Origin of the sequence: Proteus sp. G4415 (assembly GCF_963896075.1) — a bacterium.
Taxonomy (GTDB): Bacteria; Pseudomonadota; Gammaproteobacteria; order Enterobacterales; family Enterobacteriaceae; genus Proteus; species Proteus mirabilis.
This window is the reverse complement of record NZ_CAWQOK010000026.1, coordinates 1-17,728: the sequence shown is the minus strand read 5'-3', so window position 1 is coordinate 17,728 and position 17,728 is coordinate 1. Positions and strand designations below refer to the sequence as shown.

13 protein-coding genes are annotated in these 17,728 nt (G+C 38.0%); 9 read left to right on the top strand and 4 right to left on the bottom strand.

Going from position 1 to position 17,728, the window contains the following annotated elements; genetic code table 11:
• Positions 1-819: 819 nt before the first annotated feature.
• A complete protein-coding gene (locus AACU95_RS02295; RefSeq protein ID WP_004244289.1) occupies positions 820-1,455 on the bottom strand; it encodes a response regulator transcription factor in 636 nt (211 codons plus the stop codon).
• A gap of 474 nt (positions 1,456-1,929) precedes the next feature.
• On the opposite strand from AACU95_RS02295, the gene AACU95_RS02290 reads away from it, so the two are divergent.
• Positions 1,930-2,925, top strand: a complete 996-nt coding sequence (locus tag AACU95_RS02290; RefSeq protein ID WP_004244288.1) for a LacI family DNA-binding transcriptional regulator — start codon at positions 1,930-1,932, stop codon at positions 2,923-2,925.
• A gap of 44 nt (positions 2,926-2,969) precedes the next feature.
• Here the strand turns inward: AACU95_RS02290 and AACU95_RS02285 are convergent, their stop codons facing one another.
• Positions 2,970-4,436, bottom strand: a complete 1,467-nt coding sequence (locus AACU95_RS02285; protein WP_004248659.1) for a glycoside hydrolase family 32 protein — start codon at positions 4,434-4,436, stop codon at positions 2,970-2,972.
• 229 nt (positions 4,437-4,665) lie between these two features.
• Here AACU95_RS02285 and AACU95_RS02280 point away from each other — a divergent pair, with 229 nt between their 5' ends.
• From AACU95_RS02280 to AACU95_RS02245, 8 genes are all read left to right on the top strand, one after another.
• Positions 4,666-5,613: an aminoimidazole riboside kinase gene (locus AACU95_RS02280; protein WP_004244286.1), complete on the top strand. Its 948-nt coding sequence runs from the start codon at positions 4,666-4,668 to the stop codon at positions 5,611-5,613.
• A 240-nt stretch (positions 5,614-5,853) separates the two neighbouring features.
• Positions 5,854-6,765 (top strand): EamA family transporter RarD, encoded by a 912-nt coding sequence (gene rarD, locus AACU95_RS02275; protein WP_004248658.1) that lies wholly within the window; start codon positions 5,854-5,856, stop codon positions 6,763-6,765.
• A 111-nt stretch (positions 6,766-6,876) separates the two neighbouring features.
• On the top strand, positions 6,877-8,076 hold the full coding sequence (gene purT / locus AACU95_RS02270) for a formate-dependent phosphoribosylglycinamide formyltransferase (RefSeq protein WP_004244282.1): 1,200 nt from the start codon (positions 6,877-6,879) through the stop codon (positions 8,074-8,076).
• Positions 8,077-8,279: 203 nt separating this feature from the next.
• A complete protein-coding gene (htpG, locus tag AACU95_RS02265; protein ID WP_004244279.1) occupies positions 8,280-10,163 on the top strand; it encodes a molecular chaperone HtpG in 1,884 nt (627 codons plus the stop codon).
• A 182-nt stretch (positions 10,164-10,345) separates the two neighbouring features.
• On the top strand, positions 10,346-10,990 hold the full coding sequence (gene adk, locus AACU95_RS02260) for an adenylate kinase (RefSeq protein WP_036895518.1): 645 nt from the start codon (positions 10,346-10,348) through the stop codon (positions 10,988-10,990).
• Positions 10,991-11,149: 159 nt separating this feature from the next.
• Positions 11,150-12,118 carry a ferrochelatase gene (hemH, locus tag AACU95_RS02255; RefSeq protein WP_049211131.1) on the top strand — a complete coding sequence of 323 codons (969 nt, stop codon included), beginning with the start codon at positions 11,150-11,152 and terminating at the stop codon, positions 12,116-12,118.
• Between the two features lie 163 nt (positions 12,119-12,281).
• Positions 12,282-13,400 (top strand): LPS O-antigen length regulator Wzz(fepE), encoded by a 1,119-nt coding sequence (wzz(fepE), locus tag AACU95_RS02250; protein ID WP_004248652.1) that lies wholly within the window; start codon positions 12,282-12,284, stop codon positions 13,398-13,400.
• Between the two features lie 102 nt (positions 13,401-13,502).
• Positions 13,503-14,813, top strand: coding sequence for an inosine/guanosine kinase (locus tag AACU95_RS02245; protein WP_004244274.1), 1,311 nt, complete (start codon positions 13,503-13,505; stop codon positions 14,811-14,813).
• 110 nt (positions 14,814-14,923) lie between these two features.
• Here the strand turns inward: AACU95_RS02245 and ybaL are convergent, their stop codons facing one another.
• A complete protein-coding gene (gene ybaL, locus AACU95_RS02240) occupies positions 14,924-16,684 on the bottom strand; it encodes a YbaL family putative K(+) efflux transporter (protein WP_049210147.1) in 1,761 nt (586 codons plus the stop codon).
• Positions 16,685-17,418: 734 nt separating this feature from the next.
• Positions 17,419-17,728: IS200/IS605 family transposase (tnpA, locus tag AACU95_RS02235; protein ID WP_161737161.1), on the bottom strand; the 310-nt coding region annotated here is incomplete at its 5' end.

Sequence of the window (17,728 nt, the reverse complement as noted above, 5' to 3'; positions counted from 1 at the left end):
TTAAGCTAGGATAAATATTCAATCGACAAAAAATACTTATTCTTTAGGTGTTAATACTTATTTTTGTTTAGTTGTTTTTACGTAATCATTTTTTCCTAAAATGATATTCCTATTATGATGTGGGTGAGTAGAAAAAATTTGTTATATATTAAAATAGCTCAACAATAAAGAGAATTAATTTCTAAATAATAGACTAAAAAGAACCAGAGTTATGACATCCATCAGCTATTTTATGAGGTTGTTTATGATTTTTTTGTTATTTTAATTATTTTTTCTATAAGGTAAATATAGATTAATTTAAAGTCACTAGACAATTACTGTACTTTATCTAGACATAAAAAAGAGACAGCGATTCCTTTTTTGTTCTTTTTTAATCAGCAATATTTTTAGTTAAAAAATAAGACAGTAAATCAGAAATTGATTGTCAATAGTAGTTATGTCTGTAAGAGGTGAAAAATGATTTATGTCAAATTAAATAGTATTTATTTTATCGTTTCGCCATTATTAACAATGAATAGGGAGGGCGTTATTAATAATAGCGATTATAAAAATAAAATATACTAATTGTTCAGGTTAGAGGTTGGAGTATTTGTATGACTTATGAAAGGGAGGCGTCAAAATAGGATAGCCTTCCCTTCTGTTGCAGAATGGAGCTTAGTATATTTATTATTTCCATATTCAATACTTATTCATCAAAAATAGAATATTTTTACAATACAGTTTACTCTCATTAATAAATAATAATGAAACGAAAGTCGATTAAGCTGTTATACAAGCGCTGGATATCATCTAATGATAAAGAAGATATACGGGCTAAATTTAATTGGCTCTTAAGTCATATTTTTTAAAGAAATCATATTCTTGTACTAGTTGTGGTAGTGATCTTATTTTTAGTTTTGTATACATATTCGAACGATGAACTTCCACTGTTCTTGGTGATAAAGAGAGCTTTTCGGCTGCTTCTTTACTGGTGTTACCGTCAAGGATCATCTCCATTACCTCTTTTTCTCTATTTGATAGTTTACTAAACTTATCTTTTAAAGAAATATAGGTTCTGAATTGCTCAACCTCACTTTCATAGTGTAAAAAAGATTCTGACACAATATTAAGAAGCTCATTGACGTTTAAAGGGCGAGTTAAATATTCGAAAGCCCCCGCTTTAAATGCGTTACGGCAACTTTCTATCGATGCATCTCCCGAAATAATTATAACAGGAATGATATTCTTTAATTTGTTTAACTCTTTTACCAACGCAATTGATGGCGATGCACTACTTTTAGTGTTAATTATGATGCACTCTTTATGAGCCCCTTTAGTTGATGAAAAATAGTACTTTAAAAATGCCTGTTCATTTGAATAGGTTTTCACATTTGCCGCTAAAGAAGAAAGCACTGCTTTAAGTTGAACTTTTGTGCTGTCATCTTCGAAAGTGATCAGATGGATTATCGATTCCATATGTTGCTCCCAATTTTATTCCTCTCTTAATCAAGAGTAAATGAGTAACGAAATTTGACTAATTTATAAATTTTCTATGTAGAGTAGTATTCACGTAACGGAGCCATAATAAGGATATATTAAATAAAAAAGTATTAATACTTTTTCATTATATTATAGATAAAATATCAGAACTTTGTTTTGTTTCAATATTTCTATTTTATCGTTAAAGATATTTTTCTTCTATAAACGAAGTTCATATAACTGTTATTAATTGTAACTAAGTTTTTTATCGTAAGTGTTTTTAACTATATTAAACATCTAGTGTGAGTATAATTAATATTGATAATTGTTTTTTGATTAGTTTATTAACTAAAATAATTTGTCATACTTATATTTGTATGGTCTTGAGAATGTGGATTTCTCTCTTTACTTATTGTAAAATAGAGCATTATTTATAATTACCTTACTTAACAACCCAATCGAGCCAATATTATGGCGTCACTGAAAGATGTTGCTCGACTTGCATCTGTTTCTTTGATGACAGTCTCAAGAGCGATTAATAACCCTGAGTTATTAAAACCAGATACGTTGAAACAAGTCCAACGTGCAATCGAAGAACTGAATTATGTGCCCGATTTTTCAGCGCGAAAAATTCGAGGTCAAGGGACTAAGGTCTCATCGATCGGTGTGCTTGGTATTGATACCGCAACGACTCCTTTTTCCGTGGAAATGATTTTATCCATCGAGCGTACCGCTCGTCAGTTTGGCTGGAGTTCATTTGTTGTAAACCTCACTGAACAAGAGGGGTATGATCAAGCCATTTGGCAACTGTTAGCTCAACGTCCAGATGGTATCATCTATACCACAATGGGATTGCGAGAAATCACGGTACATGAAAAGCTACGTGATAAAAATGTGGTACTTGCCAACTGCCTAGCTAAAGATCAAACTTTTCCAACCTATATTCCTGATGATTATCACGGACAATATTTTGCGATAAAACACGTGATTGAAAAAGGTTATCGGCATCCGTTATGTTTTTATCTACCCGAAGATACCGTTGCAGGCCCTATTCGCCGTAAAGCGGTCGAAGATGCTTGGCAAGATGCCGGCTTACCTTTGTCATCATTGCGTCAATACACAATGTTATTTGGCGATGAACATTACCGTGATGTGATTGGATTGTTACAACAACACTGTCGTCAGCAAAAAGCAGATTTTGATATTTTAATCTGTGGTAATGATCGTATTGCATTTTTAGCTTATCAAGTTTTACTGTCGATGGGATTACGTATCCCTGAGCAAGTGGCTGTATTAGGCTATGACAATATGATAGGAACGGGGGAGTTATTCTATCCGCCACTCACCACAGTACAGTTGCCACATTATGACTTAGGCAAAGAAGCAACATTACATATTATTCAAGAGCGTAATCATAATAAAACAGTACAAGTCCCCTGTCAGTTAATTGAACGAGAGTCTCTGTAATGAGACTCTCTTTTCCATTAGAGAGTATAGAAACATCACAACGCTTAACTTATCGTTGATAGTGTCCAATATTCGCCAGCGATTAATGTGGCACTGCCATCTGTGGCAAATAGCGATAAATCGCGATCATTTTCATCTGCATAATAACGGCTACTAAAGGTCAGCTCTCCGTGATTGATAAAAACCTCTATTGATGAGCGATCAATAAATATACGTAAGTTAATTTCGCTTCCTACTGGCAACGGTGTGCTACGTGATCCACTGATATTATATTGTGGATAATGGCGACGGATCACAAAGCGATTTGATTGATTATCGACAAATACCTCTAAACCTTTTCCTAGCCATAATCCAAATTTTTCCGCTTGGCTATCTAATGACCAGGTTAAATTTAACTCAATAGCCGGTGTCTTATCGAGTAATTTAAGCGCTTGGTTATTGAGTGTGGTCATCTCTATCGTATTTCTTGTTTGTCTGAGACTTTCAACTTCTTTTATCGGGGTCATACGTAAACGGTTTGCCCTTTTATCAAAGTTAATTTCACGAGGAAGCGTGAAACAACCAGCCCAAAACTCCTGTTGCGAAGGCATAGGGGAGTTCCACATATCCATCCATCCCATAGAAACACGGCGACCATCAGCAGTAACAAAAGATTGTGGAGCATAATAGTCATGACCATTATCAAGCTCAGTAAAATGACCATGTATGATAAAAGGTTGTTTTGGTGACCACTGACCGATCAGTGCACCGGTTTGAAACAGATTACGGTATTGATAACCTTCAGCGCGTTTTCCTTGTGGTGAAAAAACAAGAGCAAATTCGTTATCATCACTGATAGGAAAAAAGTCAGGGCATTCCCACATGTAGACGTTTTTATCATCGGTTTTGCCTAATACCTTGTACTCCGAACGCCATTGTTTCCCTTCTTCAAATAGGGTGTCATTGGAGAAAAGTAACACTTGGCCTTGGTCTTTTTCATCGCGGGCACCGACTACCATCCACCATTTCCCTTCTTGAAACCAAACTTTTGGATCACGAAAGTGCATATATCCTTGTGGTGGCGGTAAGATAATGCCTTTCTTTTCAAAATGGATCCCATCTTCACTGACTGCCACACATTGTGCTTGGTAAATTTGGCTGTCATCGCCTTCTTCTGCTAACCAGTTATGGCCGGTATAAAAGAGGTATAATTTTCCTTCATGACTTACCGCTGATCCGGAAAAGCAACCACTTTTATCATACTCATTACCCGGAGCAAGGGCGATTGGCTGATGTTGCCAGTGGATCATATCTTTGCTGGTAGCATGTCCCCAATGCATCGGCCCCCAAAGTTCAGAAAAAGGATGATGTTGATAAAATGCATGATATAAGCCGTTATGATAAACAAGGCCATTAGGATCATTAAGCCATCCCGCAGGAGCGGCTAAATGGAATTGAGGATAAAATTGCTCTCCACGTTTTTTTTGTAAGGCATTTAGGGCAGTTGTCGATTGTTCTAAACGTTGCTTCATCTCATTATCCTGATTTTATCAGTTATTCTGTAAGCTATATGTCACCCTTATTAGCGATAACATTTAGGGTTAAAAAGCGTGTTGTTTGAATTTATCTTTATTATTGTACACCATTATGTTAACGTTATCAGGATGTTTTTTCGAGCAATATCTTTATTTTTTTAGTTATTAATACTGATAAAAATACAATATAGTGAATAAAAATAGTGGCTTATCTTCAGGAGAGATTATGAAAGTCTGGTCTTTAGGTGATGCGGTTGTTGACCTAATTCCACTGCAAAATATGCAATATGAAGCATGTGCTGGTGGAGCACCAGTGAATGTCGCTGCAGGTGTTGCAAAATTAGGACAGCAAAGTGGCTTTATTGGTCGGGTCGGTGAAGATGCATTTGGTCACTTTATGCAAAAAACCTTATTTGATCTCGGTGTAGATACCAGCACAATGGAATTTGATGAATTACATCGTACCAGTACAGTCTTAGTTTCGTTGCAAGAAAATGGCGAACGAGATTTTACTTTTTTAGTTGCGGACTCTGCTGATCAATTTCTTACCAATAAATCACTGCCTGTATTTGAAAAAGACATTTTACATTTTTGTTCACTTGCTTTAGTTAACCCAATTTGTCGCTCGACGCTAGATAGTGCTATTAGTAAAGTAAAAAATAGCGACTCTTTATTGAGTTTCGATATTAATTTACGCCCCCAAATGTGGCGTGATCATGAAGAAATGCGTGCGATCATCGATGAATATGCTCATAAAGCAGATATTTTGAAATTATCTGAAGATGAACTGACTTGGATGACTCAGGAAATTACCTTAGAAAATGCATTAAAAAAATTAGCTGATTATCCTGCTCGTTTAAAAGTGATCACCCAAGGCTCTAAAGGATGTTTAGTGTTGACGCCTACAACACAAGTTGCCTTGAGTGCCTTTACCGTCAATTGTGTTGATACCACAGGGGCAGGTGATGCCTTTATGTCTGGATTATTAGCCGCAGTTGCAGAATATGGTTTTGCTGATGATGAACAATATTTATTAAAAATTATTACGCAAGCCGCGGCCTGTGGCGCATTAGCAACCACTAAAAAGGGCGCTATTGCTGCAGCACCGAGCCGAAAAGTATTGCGTGAATTTGTCAGTAAACAACCGCCGTTACATGTACGAGATATTTTTTAATGGATTATTTGTTTATTTGCTTGTAAGTCCTATTTTCCCCTTTGCTCTGGTCTTTTTGTGATCTCTATAAATAAGGTTTATACAACTTTATTTATAGAGATTTTTTTTATGTTTTACTCAGTGGTTTATTTTGATAATCGCTTACTTTGACGCTGATAAGTAGCGGATATGATCATATTGTTTGATTCGTTTTCGGCGTATGATAGTAAGGTCTCTTTAACGCTATTGGTGGAAAGTCATATGTGGGCTCAGTCAGGTGTGTTATTAGCCATTTGCTCCTATATTTTATGGGGAATAACCCCTCTTTTTTATCGGCTATTACCCGGTGCTCAACCATTAGAGTTACTTGCACAACGTCTTATTTGGTCTATTCCCCTGTTATTACTGGTTCGATTATTTATTAAAAATAGAACTCGCTGGCGTGCTGTTCTCCAAGATAGACGCTCTATTTTTATGTGTTTATTTAGTTCATTAGCAATGGCAGTCTCTTGGTGCACCTTTACTTATGCACTTACGCATCAACAAGTCTTAGCCGCCAGTCTGGGGTATTTTATTAATCCACTTTTTTCTATTGTATTGGGCGTTATCTTTCTTAAAGAGAAATTAAATCCTGCTGAAAAATGGGCGGTAATATTAATTTGTGCAGGAGTGGGATATCAATTATGGATGTATGGTCAATTACCCATACTGGCACTCGTGATGGGAGGAGCATTTGCGATTTATGGACTCATTCGTAAATTTATTCGTTTTGATGTCATAACTTCATTATTTATTGAAACTTTGTGGCTAATTCCGGTCGCTATAGGGGCGATGATTTGGCTGATTATGCGAGATGAAAGTGCGTTTTCTTCTGCAGACAATTTAACTCGTTTCTATTATATTTTAACCGCTCCAGTGACTATTCTCCCTTTACTGTTTTTTACCGCAGCAATAAAAAGAACCACCTTAACCGTTATTGGTTTAGCACAGTATATTGAACCGACAATGCAATTTTTACTGGCCGTATTCCTATTCCATGAAGCATTTGATGCTGTGAAAGGAGTAAGTTTTTCATTGATTTGGTTAGGGCTATTGTGTTGTATTTTTGCGCTGATTAGAAAGCGCCTTAATGCCTTAAAAATTCATAAAGGTCAGCATAGCCAAAAAATATAAAGTATTTAAATTTTACTATGGCTATTTTTCTCTTTGTTAAATTCCGTTATGCTACCACTAAATGCAAACGTTTGCGTAATGCGTATTATCTGACAGAGATAAGGATCGAAAATGACCATTTTGGGAACGGCTCTGACCACTAATGCCACAAAAGTGATGTTATTAGGTGCAGGCGAATTAGGTAAAGAGGTGATCATTGAATGCCAACGTCTTGGCATTGAGACTATTGCGGTTGATCGCTATGCCAATGCGCCGGCAATGCATGTTGCTCATCGCCATTATGTCGTCAATATGCTTGATAGTCAGGCATTAAAACAGATTATAACTCAAGAGAAACCCGATTTTTTGGTGCCTGAAATTGAAGCTATTGCTACTTCATTATTAGTCGAATTAGAAAATAATGGTCAAAAAGTTGTACCTTGTGCCCGTGCAGTAAAACTCACTATGGATAGGGAAGGAATACGCCGTCTCGCTGCAGAAACATTACACTTACTGACTTCTCCTTATCAATTTGTTGATGATGAAGCGGCTTTTAGAAAAGCGGCGGTTGAGATTGGTTTTCCTTGCATTGTAAAACCGGTGATGAGTTCATCTGGAAAAGGACAAAGTGTTATTCGTTCAGAGCAAGATCTCACTAGTGCATGGACTTATTCTCAAGAAGGGGGAAGAGCAGGGCAAGGGCGCGTGATTGTTGAAAAGATGATCCCGTTTGATTTTGAGATAACATTACTCACGATTCGTGCTATTGATGGTATTCATTTTTGTGAGCCTATTGGTCATCGGCAAGAAAAAGGCGATTATCGTGCGTCATGGCAACCACAAAAAATGAGTGATATTGCCCTTGCCAAAGCACAACATATCGCTAGTAAAGTAGTGGAGAATTTGGGCGGTTATGGGTTATTTGGTGTGGAACTATTTATCCAAGGTGATGAGGTGTTTTTTAATGAAGTATCACCGCGTCCTCATGATACAGGGCTTGTTACCTTAATTTCACAAGATTTATCAGAATTTGCGCTCCATGTGCGTGCTTTTTTAGGCTATCCCATCGGTGGTATTCGCCAATTAGGTGCTTGTGCTTCCGCGGTGATTTTACCTGAGTTGTCTAGTACTAATATTGTCTATACGGGGTTAGAAAAAGCGCTTAAGGCAAATCGACAAATTCGTTTATTTGCTAAACCTGAAATCTCAGGACATCGTCGTTTAGGCGTGGTGCTTGCTCATGCCGATTCCATAAAACATGCTATTGAAGAGGCGAATTTAGGTGCACAAGCGATTTTAGCCCATGATGGTGATAACCATTTATCGCAGTGATCTACATACCGCCAATGGCTTTATATCATGCTTGCCTTGGCGGTTATTCCTAGCTGTTATGTAATTGATTTTTCCTCTTTATATGACGTTTCAGTATTTTTATTAATGTTATTAAGCTCTGCTCCCTTGAAACTTGCTTAACTATCCCCACCTTTTAAGTCATATCGATTTTTTTCGCCAAATTAGGATAAATTGAGGTAAAAATGAGTATGAAAGATCAGGAAACGAGAGGATTTCAGTCTGAAGTTAAGCAACTTCTACAATTAATGATCCATTCTCTTTACTCTAATAAAGAAATTTTCCTTCGCGAATTGATTTCTAATGCATCGGATGCGGCGGATAAGTTACGTTTTCGTGCATTATCCGATGCAGCTCTTTATGAAAATGAGGGTGAACTTCATGTCCGCATTGCCACTGATAAAGAAAAAAGAACACTGACTATCAGTGATAACGGCATAGGTATGACCCGCGATGAAGTGATTGATAATTTAGGGACTATTGCGAAATCAGGGACTAAAGCATTTTTAGAGTCTATTGGACAAGACCAAGCGAAAGATAGCCAATTAATTGGTCAGTTTGGTGTCGGTTTTTATTCCGCATTTATTGTGGCAGACAAAGTGACGGTACGTACCCGTGCCGCGGGGCAACCTGCTGATAAAGGTGTTTTCTGGGAGTCACAAGGTGAAGGTGATTATACGGTTGCTGATATTGAAAAAGCGGATCGTGGTACCGAAATTACCCTGCATCTACGTGAAGGTGAAGACGAATATTTAGATGATTGGCGTCTGCGTAGTATTATCAGCAAATACTCTGATCATATTTCCCTACCTGTCGAAATAGAAACTAAAAATGAAGAAGACGGCACTGTTACATGGGAAAAAATAAATAAAGCTCAAGCGTTATGGACGCGTAATAAGTCAGAAATCAGTGATGATGAATATAAAGAATTTTATAAGCATCTTTCTCATGATTTTGCTGATCCGCTGTGCTGGGCACATAACCGGGTTGAAGGTAAACAAGAGTACACCAGCCTGCTGTATGTTCCTTCTAAAGCACCTTGGGATTTATGGAACCGTGAACATCAACATGGTTTAAAACTGTATGTACAGCGCGTCTTTATTATGGACGAAGCTGAACAGTTTATGCCTAACTATTTGCGTTTTATCCGCGGATTAGTCGATTCTAACGATTTACCGTTGAACGTTTCTCGTGAGATCTTACAAGATAGCTCTGTGACACGTAATTTACGTAGCGCATTAACTAAACGTGCATTACAAATGTTACAGAAACTGGCTGATAATAATCCTGAAGAGTATCAAACTTTCTGGAAAGAGTTCGGTTTAGTGTTAAAAGAAGGTCCTGCAGAAGATCACGCTAATATTGAAGCCATTGCTAAATTACTGCGCTTTGCTTCTACTCATAATGACAGCGATGCACAAACTGTTTCATTGGCAGATTACGTGAGTCGTATGGTTGAAGGTCAGGATAAAATCTATTACATCACTGCAGATAGCTATGCTGCGGCCAAAAATAGCCCTCATCTAGAATTATTCCGTAAAAAAGGTATTGAAGTTCTACTGCTATCCGATCGCATTGATGAGTGGATGATGAACTATCTCACTGAATTCGATGGTAAATCATTCCAATCTGTGAGCAAAGCAGATGAATCTTTAGATAAACTGGCTGATGAAGAGAAACAAGCGCAGCAGGAGGAGACAGATAAACAACTGGCACCTTTTGTTGAGCGTGTAAAAACCTTACTAGGTGATAAAGTTAAAGAGGTGAAATTAACTCATCGTTTAACGGATACGCCTGCTATTGTTACTACTGGCGCGGATGAAATGAGTACGCAAATGGCGAAACTTTTTGCGGCTGCAGGTCAACAAGTCCCCGAAGTTAAATACAACTTTGAGTTAAACCCTAACCATCCATTAGTCAAACAAACGGCTGAGTTGACCGATGAAACACAGTTCGCGGATTGGATCAATTTATTACTTGATCAAGCGCTATTTGCTGAAAGAGGAACTTTAGAAGATCCAAACCAGTTTATTCGTTTAGTGAATCAACTATTAGCTAAAAACGCGTAACCATATTCGTTTTCAATCATTTAAACCACGTTCTTTGCGCAAGAGAGCGTGGTTTTTTTCTTTTGCGATAAAAATAAAGTGCAATCGATAACGTGATTTCTTGAGCGATGACCTCACAAAATGGTATGGTAATGCGTTTTCGAGTTTAACTATAAAAAATTAAATGCAAGGGGATTTACGCGATGCGTATCATTCTACTAGGCGCTCCAGGCGCTGGTAAAGGCACTCAGGCTCAATTCATTAAAGAAAACTATGGTATCCCACAGATTTCAACTGGTGATATGTTACGTGCTGCGGTTAGCGCAGGTACGGAATTAGGACTGAAAGCAAAAGCATTGATGGATAACGGTCAATTAGTGACTGATGAATTAGTAATAGCATTAGTGAAAGAGCGTATCAAACAAGACGATTGCCGTAATGGTTTCTTGTTGGATGGGTTCCCAAGAACAATTCCACAAGCTGATGCAATGAAAGAAGCGGGTATCAATGTTGATTTCGTACTGGAATTTGCTGTACCTGATGAAATTATTGTTGAACGTATTGTTGGTCGTCGAGTGCACGCGCCATCAGGTCGTGTTTATCACATTAAATTTAATCCACCTAAAGTTGAAAACCGTGACGATGTGACAGGTGAAGAGTTAACAACTCGTAAAGATGACCAAGAAGAAACAGTGCGTAAACGTTTAGTCGAATATCATTCTCAAACAGCGCCTTTAGTTTCTTATTACCAAAATGAAGCTAAAGCGGGTAACGCGCAGTACCACAAAATAGATGGTACACAGAAAGTAAGCGAAATTAATGCTGAACTGAAAAACATCCTCGGTTAATCTATAGCACCGAAAAGCAATCCCGGTTAGACCGGGATTTTTTTTACAAAATATTTATAAAAAGAATACAATCCGATTAATTGACAAACAGAGTTCACTATTTTCCTTTACTCTTTTACTTTTGGTTATGTTAATAAAACAGCTCTAAGGAGTCTTGGTATGAATGATGCTAAATACGGCGTTCTTTTGGTCAATCTTGGCACCCCTGATGCACCTCAACCAGATGCAGTGAAGCGCTATTTAGCTCAGTTTCTTAGCGATCCTCGCGTTGTTGATGTTTCCCCGTGGATTTGGAAACCCATTCTTCATGGGGTTATTTTGCCATTTCGCTCACCTAAAGTGGCCAAATTATACCAACAAATTTGGTTGCCAGACGGCTCTCCTCTTTTAGTCTATAGCCGTGCACAGCAAAAAGCGTTAGCACAACGTTTTGCGCATATACCTGTTGAACTAGGTATGTGTTACGGTAATCCTTCCCTCAACGAAGGACTGACGCGATTATTGGCGCAGGGCGTTGAAAAGTTAATTGTATTACCTCTCTATCCTCAATACTCTTGTTCGACATCGGGGGCGGTATTTGATGGTATTAGCCAACTGTTTAAAACGATGCGAACTATTCCTTCACTGCATTTTGTTCGTAGTTATGCTCAACATCCACTTTATATTAAAGCGCTGGTAAATAGCATTGACGAGAGTTTCAAGCAACATGGTAAGCCGGATCGTTTAGTACTTTCATTTCATGGCATTCCTGAACGATTTATTAAAACTGGGGATATCTATTTTGATGAATGCTGCCTTACAGTAGAAAAATTAAAACAGCAACTTGATTATCCAGCAGAAAAAGTGATGATGACTTTCCAGTCACGTTTTGGTCGTGAGCCTTGGTTATCACCTTATACTGATAAAACGATGGAAAAACTGGGTGGTGAAGGGGTTGAACATGTACAGGTTATTTGTCCCGGATTTTCATCAGACTGTTTAGAAACATTAGAAGAAATTAATGAACAGAATCGTGAGTTCTTTATACATGGTGGTGGAAAACAGTATGAATACATTCCTGCTTTGAATGATAAAGTTGAGCATATTGACTTACTTGAAGCTATAATCCGCGACATATGTGAAAAATAATAGATAAGCTTACTAAATACGATTATCGGATTAGGTGATATATTCATTTGATCATATTTCAGTTATATATAAACTTATCTTTTCTCATTTTTTAACCATTTTAGTCTTGTGCACTAAAATGGCTGATAAACGGACGCTGCATTACACAAATTTAGGCAGGAAAATGAATAGTAAGCTTTCAAAACCACAATCTTCAGAAGTTGATAAAGGGCATTTCGACGATTTTTATCTAAAACAGAACGATGAAATCGATCTGTTTGAGTTATTCTCTGTTCTTTATAAATCAAAATTTGTCATTATTGGGATCACACTTTTATTTGCTATCGTAGGTTTTACTGTTGCGAGCTTTCTGCCCCAGAAATGGACAAGCCAAGCGGCTATTACAAAACCAATGTTAGATGAGATGAAGCAGTTAAGAGCAACCTTAAATGATTTAAGCTTGGTTGATGTTGATACTGGCGTAAATGCTTCTTCTGTTTACCAAAAATTTATCAATAACTACAATTCCCGTGTATTACGTGAAGAATATTTAGTCAATACGGATTACTATAAAAACTTATTGGCTAAGATGGACGATCCTACGCCATTGGATAAACGTAAATTAATCGAAACTATTGTTACTAAAGATATTAATTTAAAAGCATCAGACAGTAAAAATAGTGATGAAGAATTTAGTGGCGAAATTAACTTAAGCTTTACTGCGCCAACTTCTGAAGAAGCTTACGATTTGCTGTCAGGTTATATTCGCTTTATTTCTACTAAAGTACGGGTAGAAGTGAAAGACGAAATTGATGATCAAATTGAGCGTAAATTAAACCATGCGCAAAAAGCGTATCAAATGGATTTAGAACGTATTGCTAATGCGCGTAATGTTAATGTTCAGCGCTTAAAATATGCACTAGAAATTGCCAATGCTGCGGGAGTTAAAAAGCCTATTTCTAGTGAAGGCGCACAAATTAAAGATGATCCTGATTACTCCATTGCCATGGGGGCTGATGCACTTAGTAGTAAATTAGCGATAACAGAAGCGATTACTGATCCTACAACGGTCAGTTCTGAATTAAAAAACCGCTTATATAATATCCAGCAGTTAGAACAAATAAAATTGGGTGATCTGCAATTTGTTCCTTTCAAATATATGCTAAAACCTTATGAACCAACTAAGAAAGATGCGCCTAAACGTGCATTAATCTTAGTCGGTGCCGCATTTGTTGGTTTTATCCTTTCTGTAATGGGTGTTTTACTGGGCTATATGGCAAGAAATCGCCGTAAAACAGCGTAAATATCCACAAATAAAAGTAGGTGTACAGACGTACACCTACTGTCTCTCCACTAATATTGTGTTAACATTGCGCATCTTTTTTAGCTTGTAGCATCGTTCACAATGAAATTCCCTGGCAAAAGAAAATCCAAACACTATTTTCCCGTTAGTTTACGAGATCCATTATTAAAACCTATCATCAATATGACTGAGAGCGAATCTTCTCGGGCTTATATTGTTGGCATCGACCAAACATTAGTTGATATTGAAGCTAAGGTAGATGAAGCGTTTATCAATCGCTATAACTTGAGTCAGGGACACTCTCTGGTTATTGAAGATGATGTAGCGGAAGCCCTTTATCGCGAATTAACGGTTAATAATCTTATTACCCATGAATTTGCGGGTGGCACTATTGGTAACACACTACATAACTACTCCGTATTAGCGGATGATCGTTCTGTTTTATTGGGGACTATGTGCAACAATATTCAGATTGGTAGTTATGCTTATCGCTACTTATGTAATACCTCAAGCCGTACTGATTTAAACTATTTACAAGGTGTTGATGGTGCAATAGGGCGTTGCTTTACCCTCATTACTGAAAATGGTGAACGTACTTTTGCTATCAGTCCTGGTCAAATGAATCAACTTCAGCCCGAAAGTATTCCTGAGGATGTGATTGCAGATGCATCGGCATTAGTTTTAACTGCTTATCTCGTCCGTTGCAAACCGGGAGAGCCAATGCCGTTGGCAACTATGAAAGCGATAGAATATGCCAAAAAGCATGATGTACCGGTTGTCTTAACATTAGGTACTAAATACGTGATTGCCGACGATCCTCAGTGGTGGAGAGATTTCTTAAAAGAGCATGTCTCTGTAGTGGCAATGAATGAAGATGAAGCCCTAGAGCTTACAGGTCATGCTGATCCATTGTTAGCATCAGATGCGGCTTTAGAGTGGGTTGATTTAGTCTTATGTACCGCAGGCCCTGCAGGGTTGTATATGGCAGGTTTTACAGAGAGTGATTTTAAACGCCAAACCACTCATCCGTTACTTCCAGGTGCAATTGCTGAATTTAATCGTTACGAGTTTAGCCGTGCTATGCGTTTTAAAGATTGCCAAACGCCGGAAAAAGTCTATTCGCATATAGAGCCTTATATGGGAGGGCCGGAAAAAATCATGAATACCAATGGTGCTGGCGATGCGGCATTATCTGCACTATTACATGATATTACGGCAAATAGTTATCATCGCATTAATGTACCTAATTCGAGTAAACACCCACGTAGTTATTTGACTTACTCTTCATTGGCGCAAGTGTGTAAATATGCTAACCGTGTAAGCTATCAAGTATTAAGTCAACACTCACCACGTTTGACTCGCGGTTTGCCTGAAAAAGAAGATAGCTTAGAAGAAGCTTACTGGGAACGTTAAGTTAAGTCGTCGCGCTCTTCTTTTGTGAAAGAGAGAAAATAAAAAGCAACACGCGATAAAGGTGTTGCTTTTTTAGTTTGTTAATCCTTTATTTTAAAAATAAATCTCTATTATTGCGCTGCATTGGGCGCAATAATTTGTTGACCCTCTTCAGGTGTGTCATCAATGGCGCAACCGAACTCGACTTCTTGTATTAGCATCTCAGCCATTGCTGAAGCGGTCTGATCTTCATCGATTATCACATGATTTGCCCCTTTCTCAAGAATAAAGGAAGCTTCTTCATCATAGTTAGCACGAACAATAATATCGTCAAAATGAGCACGAACGATAATATTGAGATCAGGGTTCATTTTTCTTGCCGTTTCTGCGATATCTGCTGCTTCATAACCGTTAGGAATAGTTAGTAGTAGCGATTTAGCACAATCAACACGCGCTAATGCCAGCGATTCTTTGGTCATAGCATTACCGAGTACGGCGTTTAAGCCTTTTTCTTTTAACTCAGCAAATTTATTACGGCTATTTTCAATAATGACCAATGGGATAGCTTGTGGTTGTAGCTTTTCAGCTAGCATACTACCTGCACGACCATAACCGACGATAATGGCATGCCCACAAATATCGACAGGCACAGGCATCTCTTCTTCCATCTCTTCTTGTTGAAGTTGCTCTTGCTCTTCTTTGGTTTCTGTTTTTGCTAGATAACGGTCTAACAAAGAGAAGAGAACAGGATTAAGCATAATAGAGACTAAGGCGCCCGCAAGAACCAAGTTACGTGCATCTGGTTCTAAAACATTTAGTGCAACCCCCATTCCAGCTAAAATAAAGGCAAATTCACCAATTTGCGCAAGACTGGCTGAAATGGTTAATGCGGTTCTGCGTGAATGCCCAAACATACGAACGAGCACTAGGGCTGCTAAGGATTTACCTATAATAATGATCGCAAGTGTGGCTAAAATGCCTAGAGGATGCTCAATTAATACCATAGGATCAAATAGCATGCCGACAGAGACAAAGAACAGAACGGCGAAGGCATCACGTAGAGGTAAAGTATCTTGTGCTGCTCGGTGGCTGAGGTCAGACTCATTAAGTACCATTCCGGCAAAGAAAGCGCCTAATGCGAAAGAAGCATCAAATAGCGTCACTGCTGCGTAAGCGATACCTAAAGCTAGTGCTAACACACATAGGGTAAAAAGCTCACGAGAGCCAGTGGCAGCCGTTTTAGCTAAGATCCACGGAATAAGCTTACGACCGACAATCATCATAATTAAAATAAAGGCAACTACTTTACCAATAGTGATACCTAAGTTAATTAATAGCTCTGAAATACTTGTTTGGTCACTACTTTCAAGCATATTGGCAATAGCTGGTAGTAATACTAAGGCTAATACCATAGCGAGATCTTCGACAATTAACCAACCAATAGCGATTTGACCGCGCTGGCTATCAATTAAACCTCTTTCTTCGAGTGCGCGTAGCAATACCACAGTACTTGCCGTTGAAAGGCATAATCCAAAGACAATGCCACTAAATAGACCCCAGCCAAAGAAAGTGGATAACCCTAACCCTAATAAGGTGGCAACGGTAATTTGTGCTATGGCACCGGGGATCGCGATAGCTTTTACAGCCATTAGATCTTTTAAAGAAAAATGTAAACCTACGCCAAACATCAGTAAGATAACACCGATTTCAGCAAGCTCAGGCGCCAAAGAGGTATCAGCAACGAAGCCGGGGGTAAATGGGCCAGCGAGCACACCCGCAGCAAGATATCCTACTAAAGGTGAGATTTTTAGCCGTTGAGCAATCATGCCTAAGATGTAAGCAAGTGCTAATCCACCAACAATGGTGGTAATGAGGGGGGTTGAATGCGGCATCAATTCTCCTTCTTGTTATTAAACTACATGTATCGGGGGGCGAGTGGTACAGCAGGGTATTAGTTTAACGTATCTAAGCGCTAAATTCGCTAAAATTTATTGAATTTTTATAAAAATAGCAATTTGATTTAGTTTTATAATGTAACTGAGTGTTTCTGTGTTATTTTTGGTAGTTATTCTTTGTATAAGCTTGATATAGAGTATTTAGATTGATTGTGAGTTGTAAAAATAAATACAACTTATTTAGCTTTATTGGTCATAATCTGGTGAAGAAAAAGCATGGAAATAATCAATAAAGATAGATAAGTGTCATTAGGCTCAACATGTTCAATGTTTTTTAAATTAGAGAGCAATCGCTAAGACGAGTATCCCTCATATTGACCCATGTAAAACTCAGATAAAATAAAAAATGTTAACTATGGTTATTTCAGTAGTGAATAACTATTGAGCACTATGCTACACAGTAGAAAATGCTGTGATTAACATAATATCAATAAGCAGACTTTGTTTTTGCGATAGGGGAACGGGCAACATTGTCCCCGAGATGTTCATAACTGAAATTTATTTTTTAAGTTAAATTATAGTCGCTCTTACCTATAATGGAGTAAAAATAGCCAAAAATTTGTTATCACAACTTAATGTATGCTTTTTTGTTAGTAAGTTATTGCTATTGTTATCCAAAGCACCGTAAAACCCCGTCCTTCAGGTCGGGGATATAAGGCGCGGTTTTTTAACTAACTCGGTGTTTCCTGTTGCTCAATGTACTGGCGGATAATGGATATTGGTTCGCCACTACAACTCCCTGCGAAATAACTCGGCGACCAAAGAACCCCCTTGTAGTAATCACGTTGGGCAATATCAGGACGATCACGTCGAAGTAATCGACTCGATACCCCTTTAAGGCTGTTAACCAGATTAGATATCGCCAGTTTTGGCGGGTAATTAATCAGTACATGAACGTGATCCCGTTCCCCATCCATTTCAACCAGTTCAACATCAAAGTCAGCACAAACACTGGCAAAGTAGCCTCGCAATTTTTCAATG

Bases quoted from the DNA above. Each gene is read 5' to 3' on its own strand.
- AACU95_RS02295 (WP_004244289.1), bottom strand. From the start codon at position 1,455: ATGGAATCGATAATCCATCTGATCACTTTCGAAGATGACAGCACAAAA.
- AACU95_RS02290 (WP_004244288.1), top strand. From the start codon at position 1,930: ATGGCGTCACTGAAAGATGTTGCTCGACTTGCATCTGTTTCTTTGATG.
- AACU95_RS02285 (WP_004248659.1), bottom strand. From the start codon at position 4,436: ATGAAGCAACGTTTAGAACAATCGACAACTGCCCTAAATGCCTTACAA.
- AACU95_RS02280 (WP_004244286.1), top strand. From the start codon at position 4,666: ATGAAAGTCTGGTCTTTAGGTGATGCGGTTGTTGACCTAATTCCACTG.
- rarD (WP_004248658.1), top strand. From the start codon at position 5,854: ATGTGGGCTCAGTCAGGTGTGTTATTAGCCATTTGCTCCTATATTTTA.
- purT (WP_004244282.1), top strand. From the start codon at position 6,877: ATGACCATTTTGGGAACGGCTCTGACCACTAATGCCACAAAAGTGATG.
- htpG (WP_004244279.1), top strand. From the start codon at position 8,280: ATGAGTATGAAAGATCAGGAAACGAGAGGATTTCAGTCTGAAGTTAAG.
- adk (WP_036895518.1), top strand. From the start codon at position 10,346: ATGCGTATCATTCTACTAGGCGCTCCAGGCGCTGGTAAAGGCACTCAG.
- hemH (WP_049211131.1), top strand. From the start codon at position 11,150: ATGAATGATGCTAAATACGGCGTTCTTTTGGTCAATCTTGGCACCCCT.
- AACU95_RS02245 (WP_004244274.1), top strand. From the start codon at position 13,503: ATGAAATTCCCTGGCAAAAGAAAATCCAAACACTATTTTCCCGTTAGT.
- ybaL (WP_049210147.1), bottom strand. From the start codon at position 16,684: ATGCCGCATTCAACCCCCCTCATTACCACCATTGTTGGTGGATTAGCA.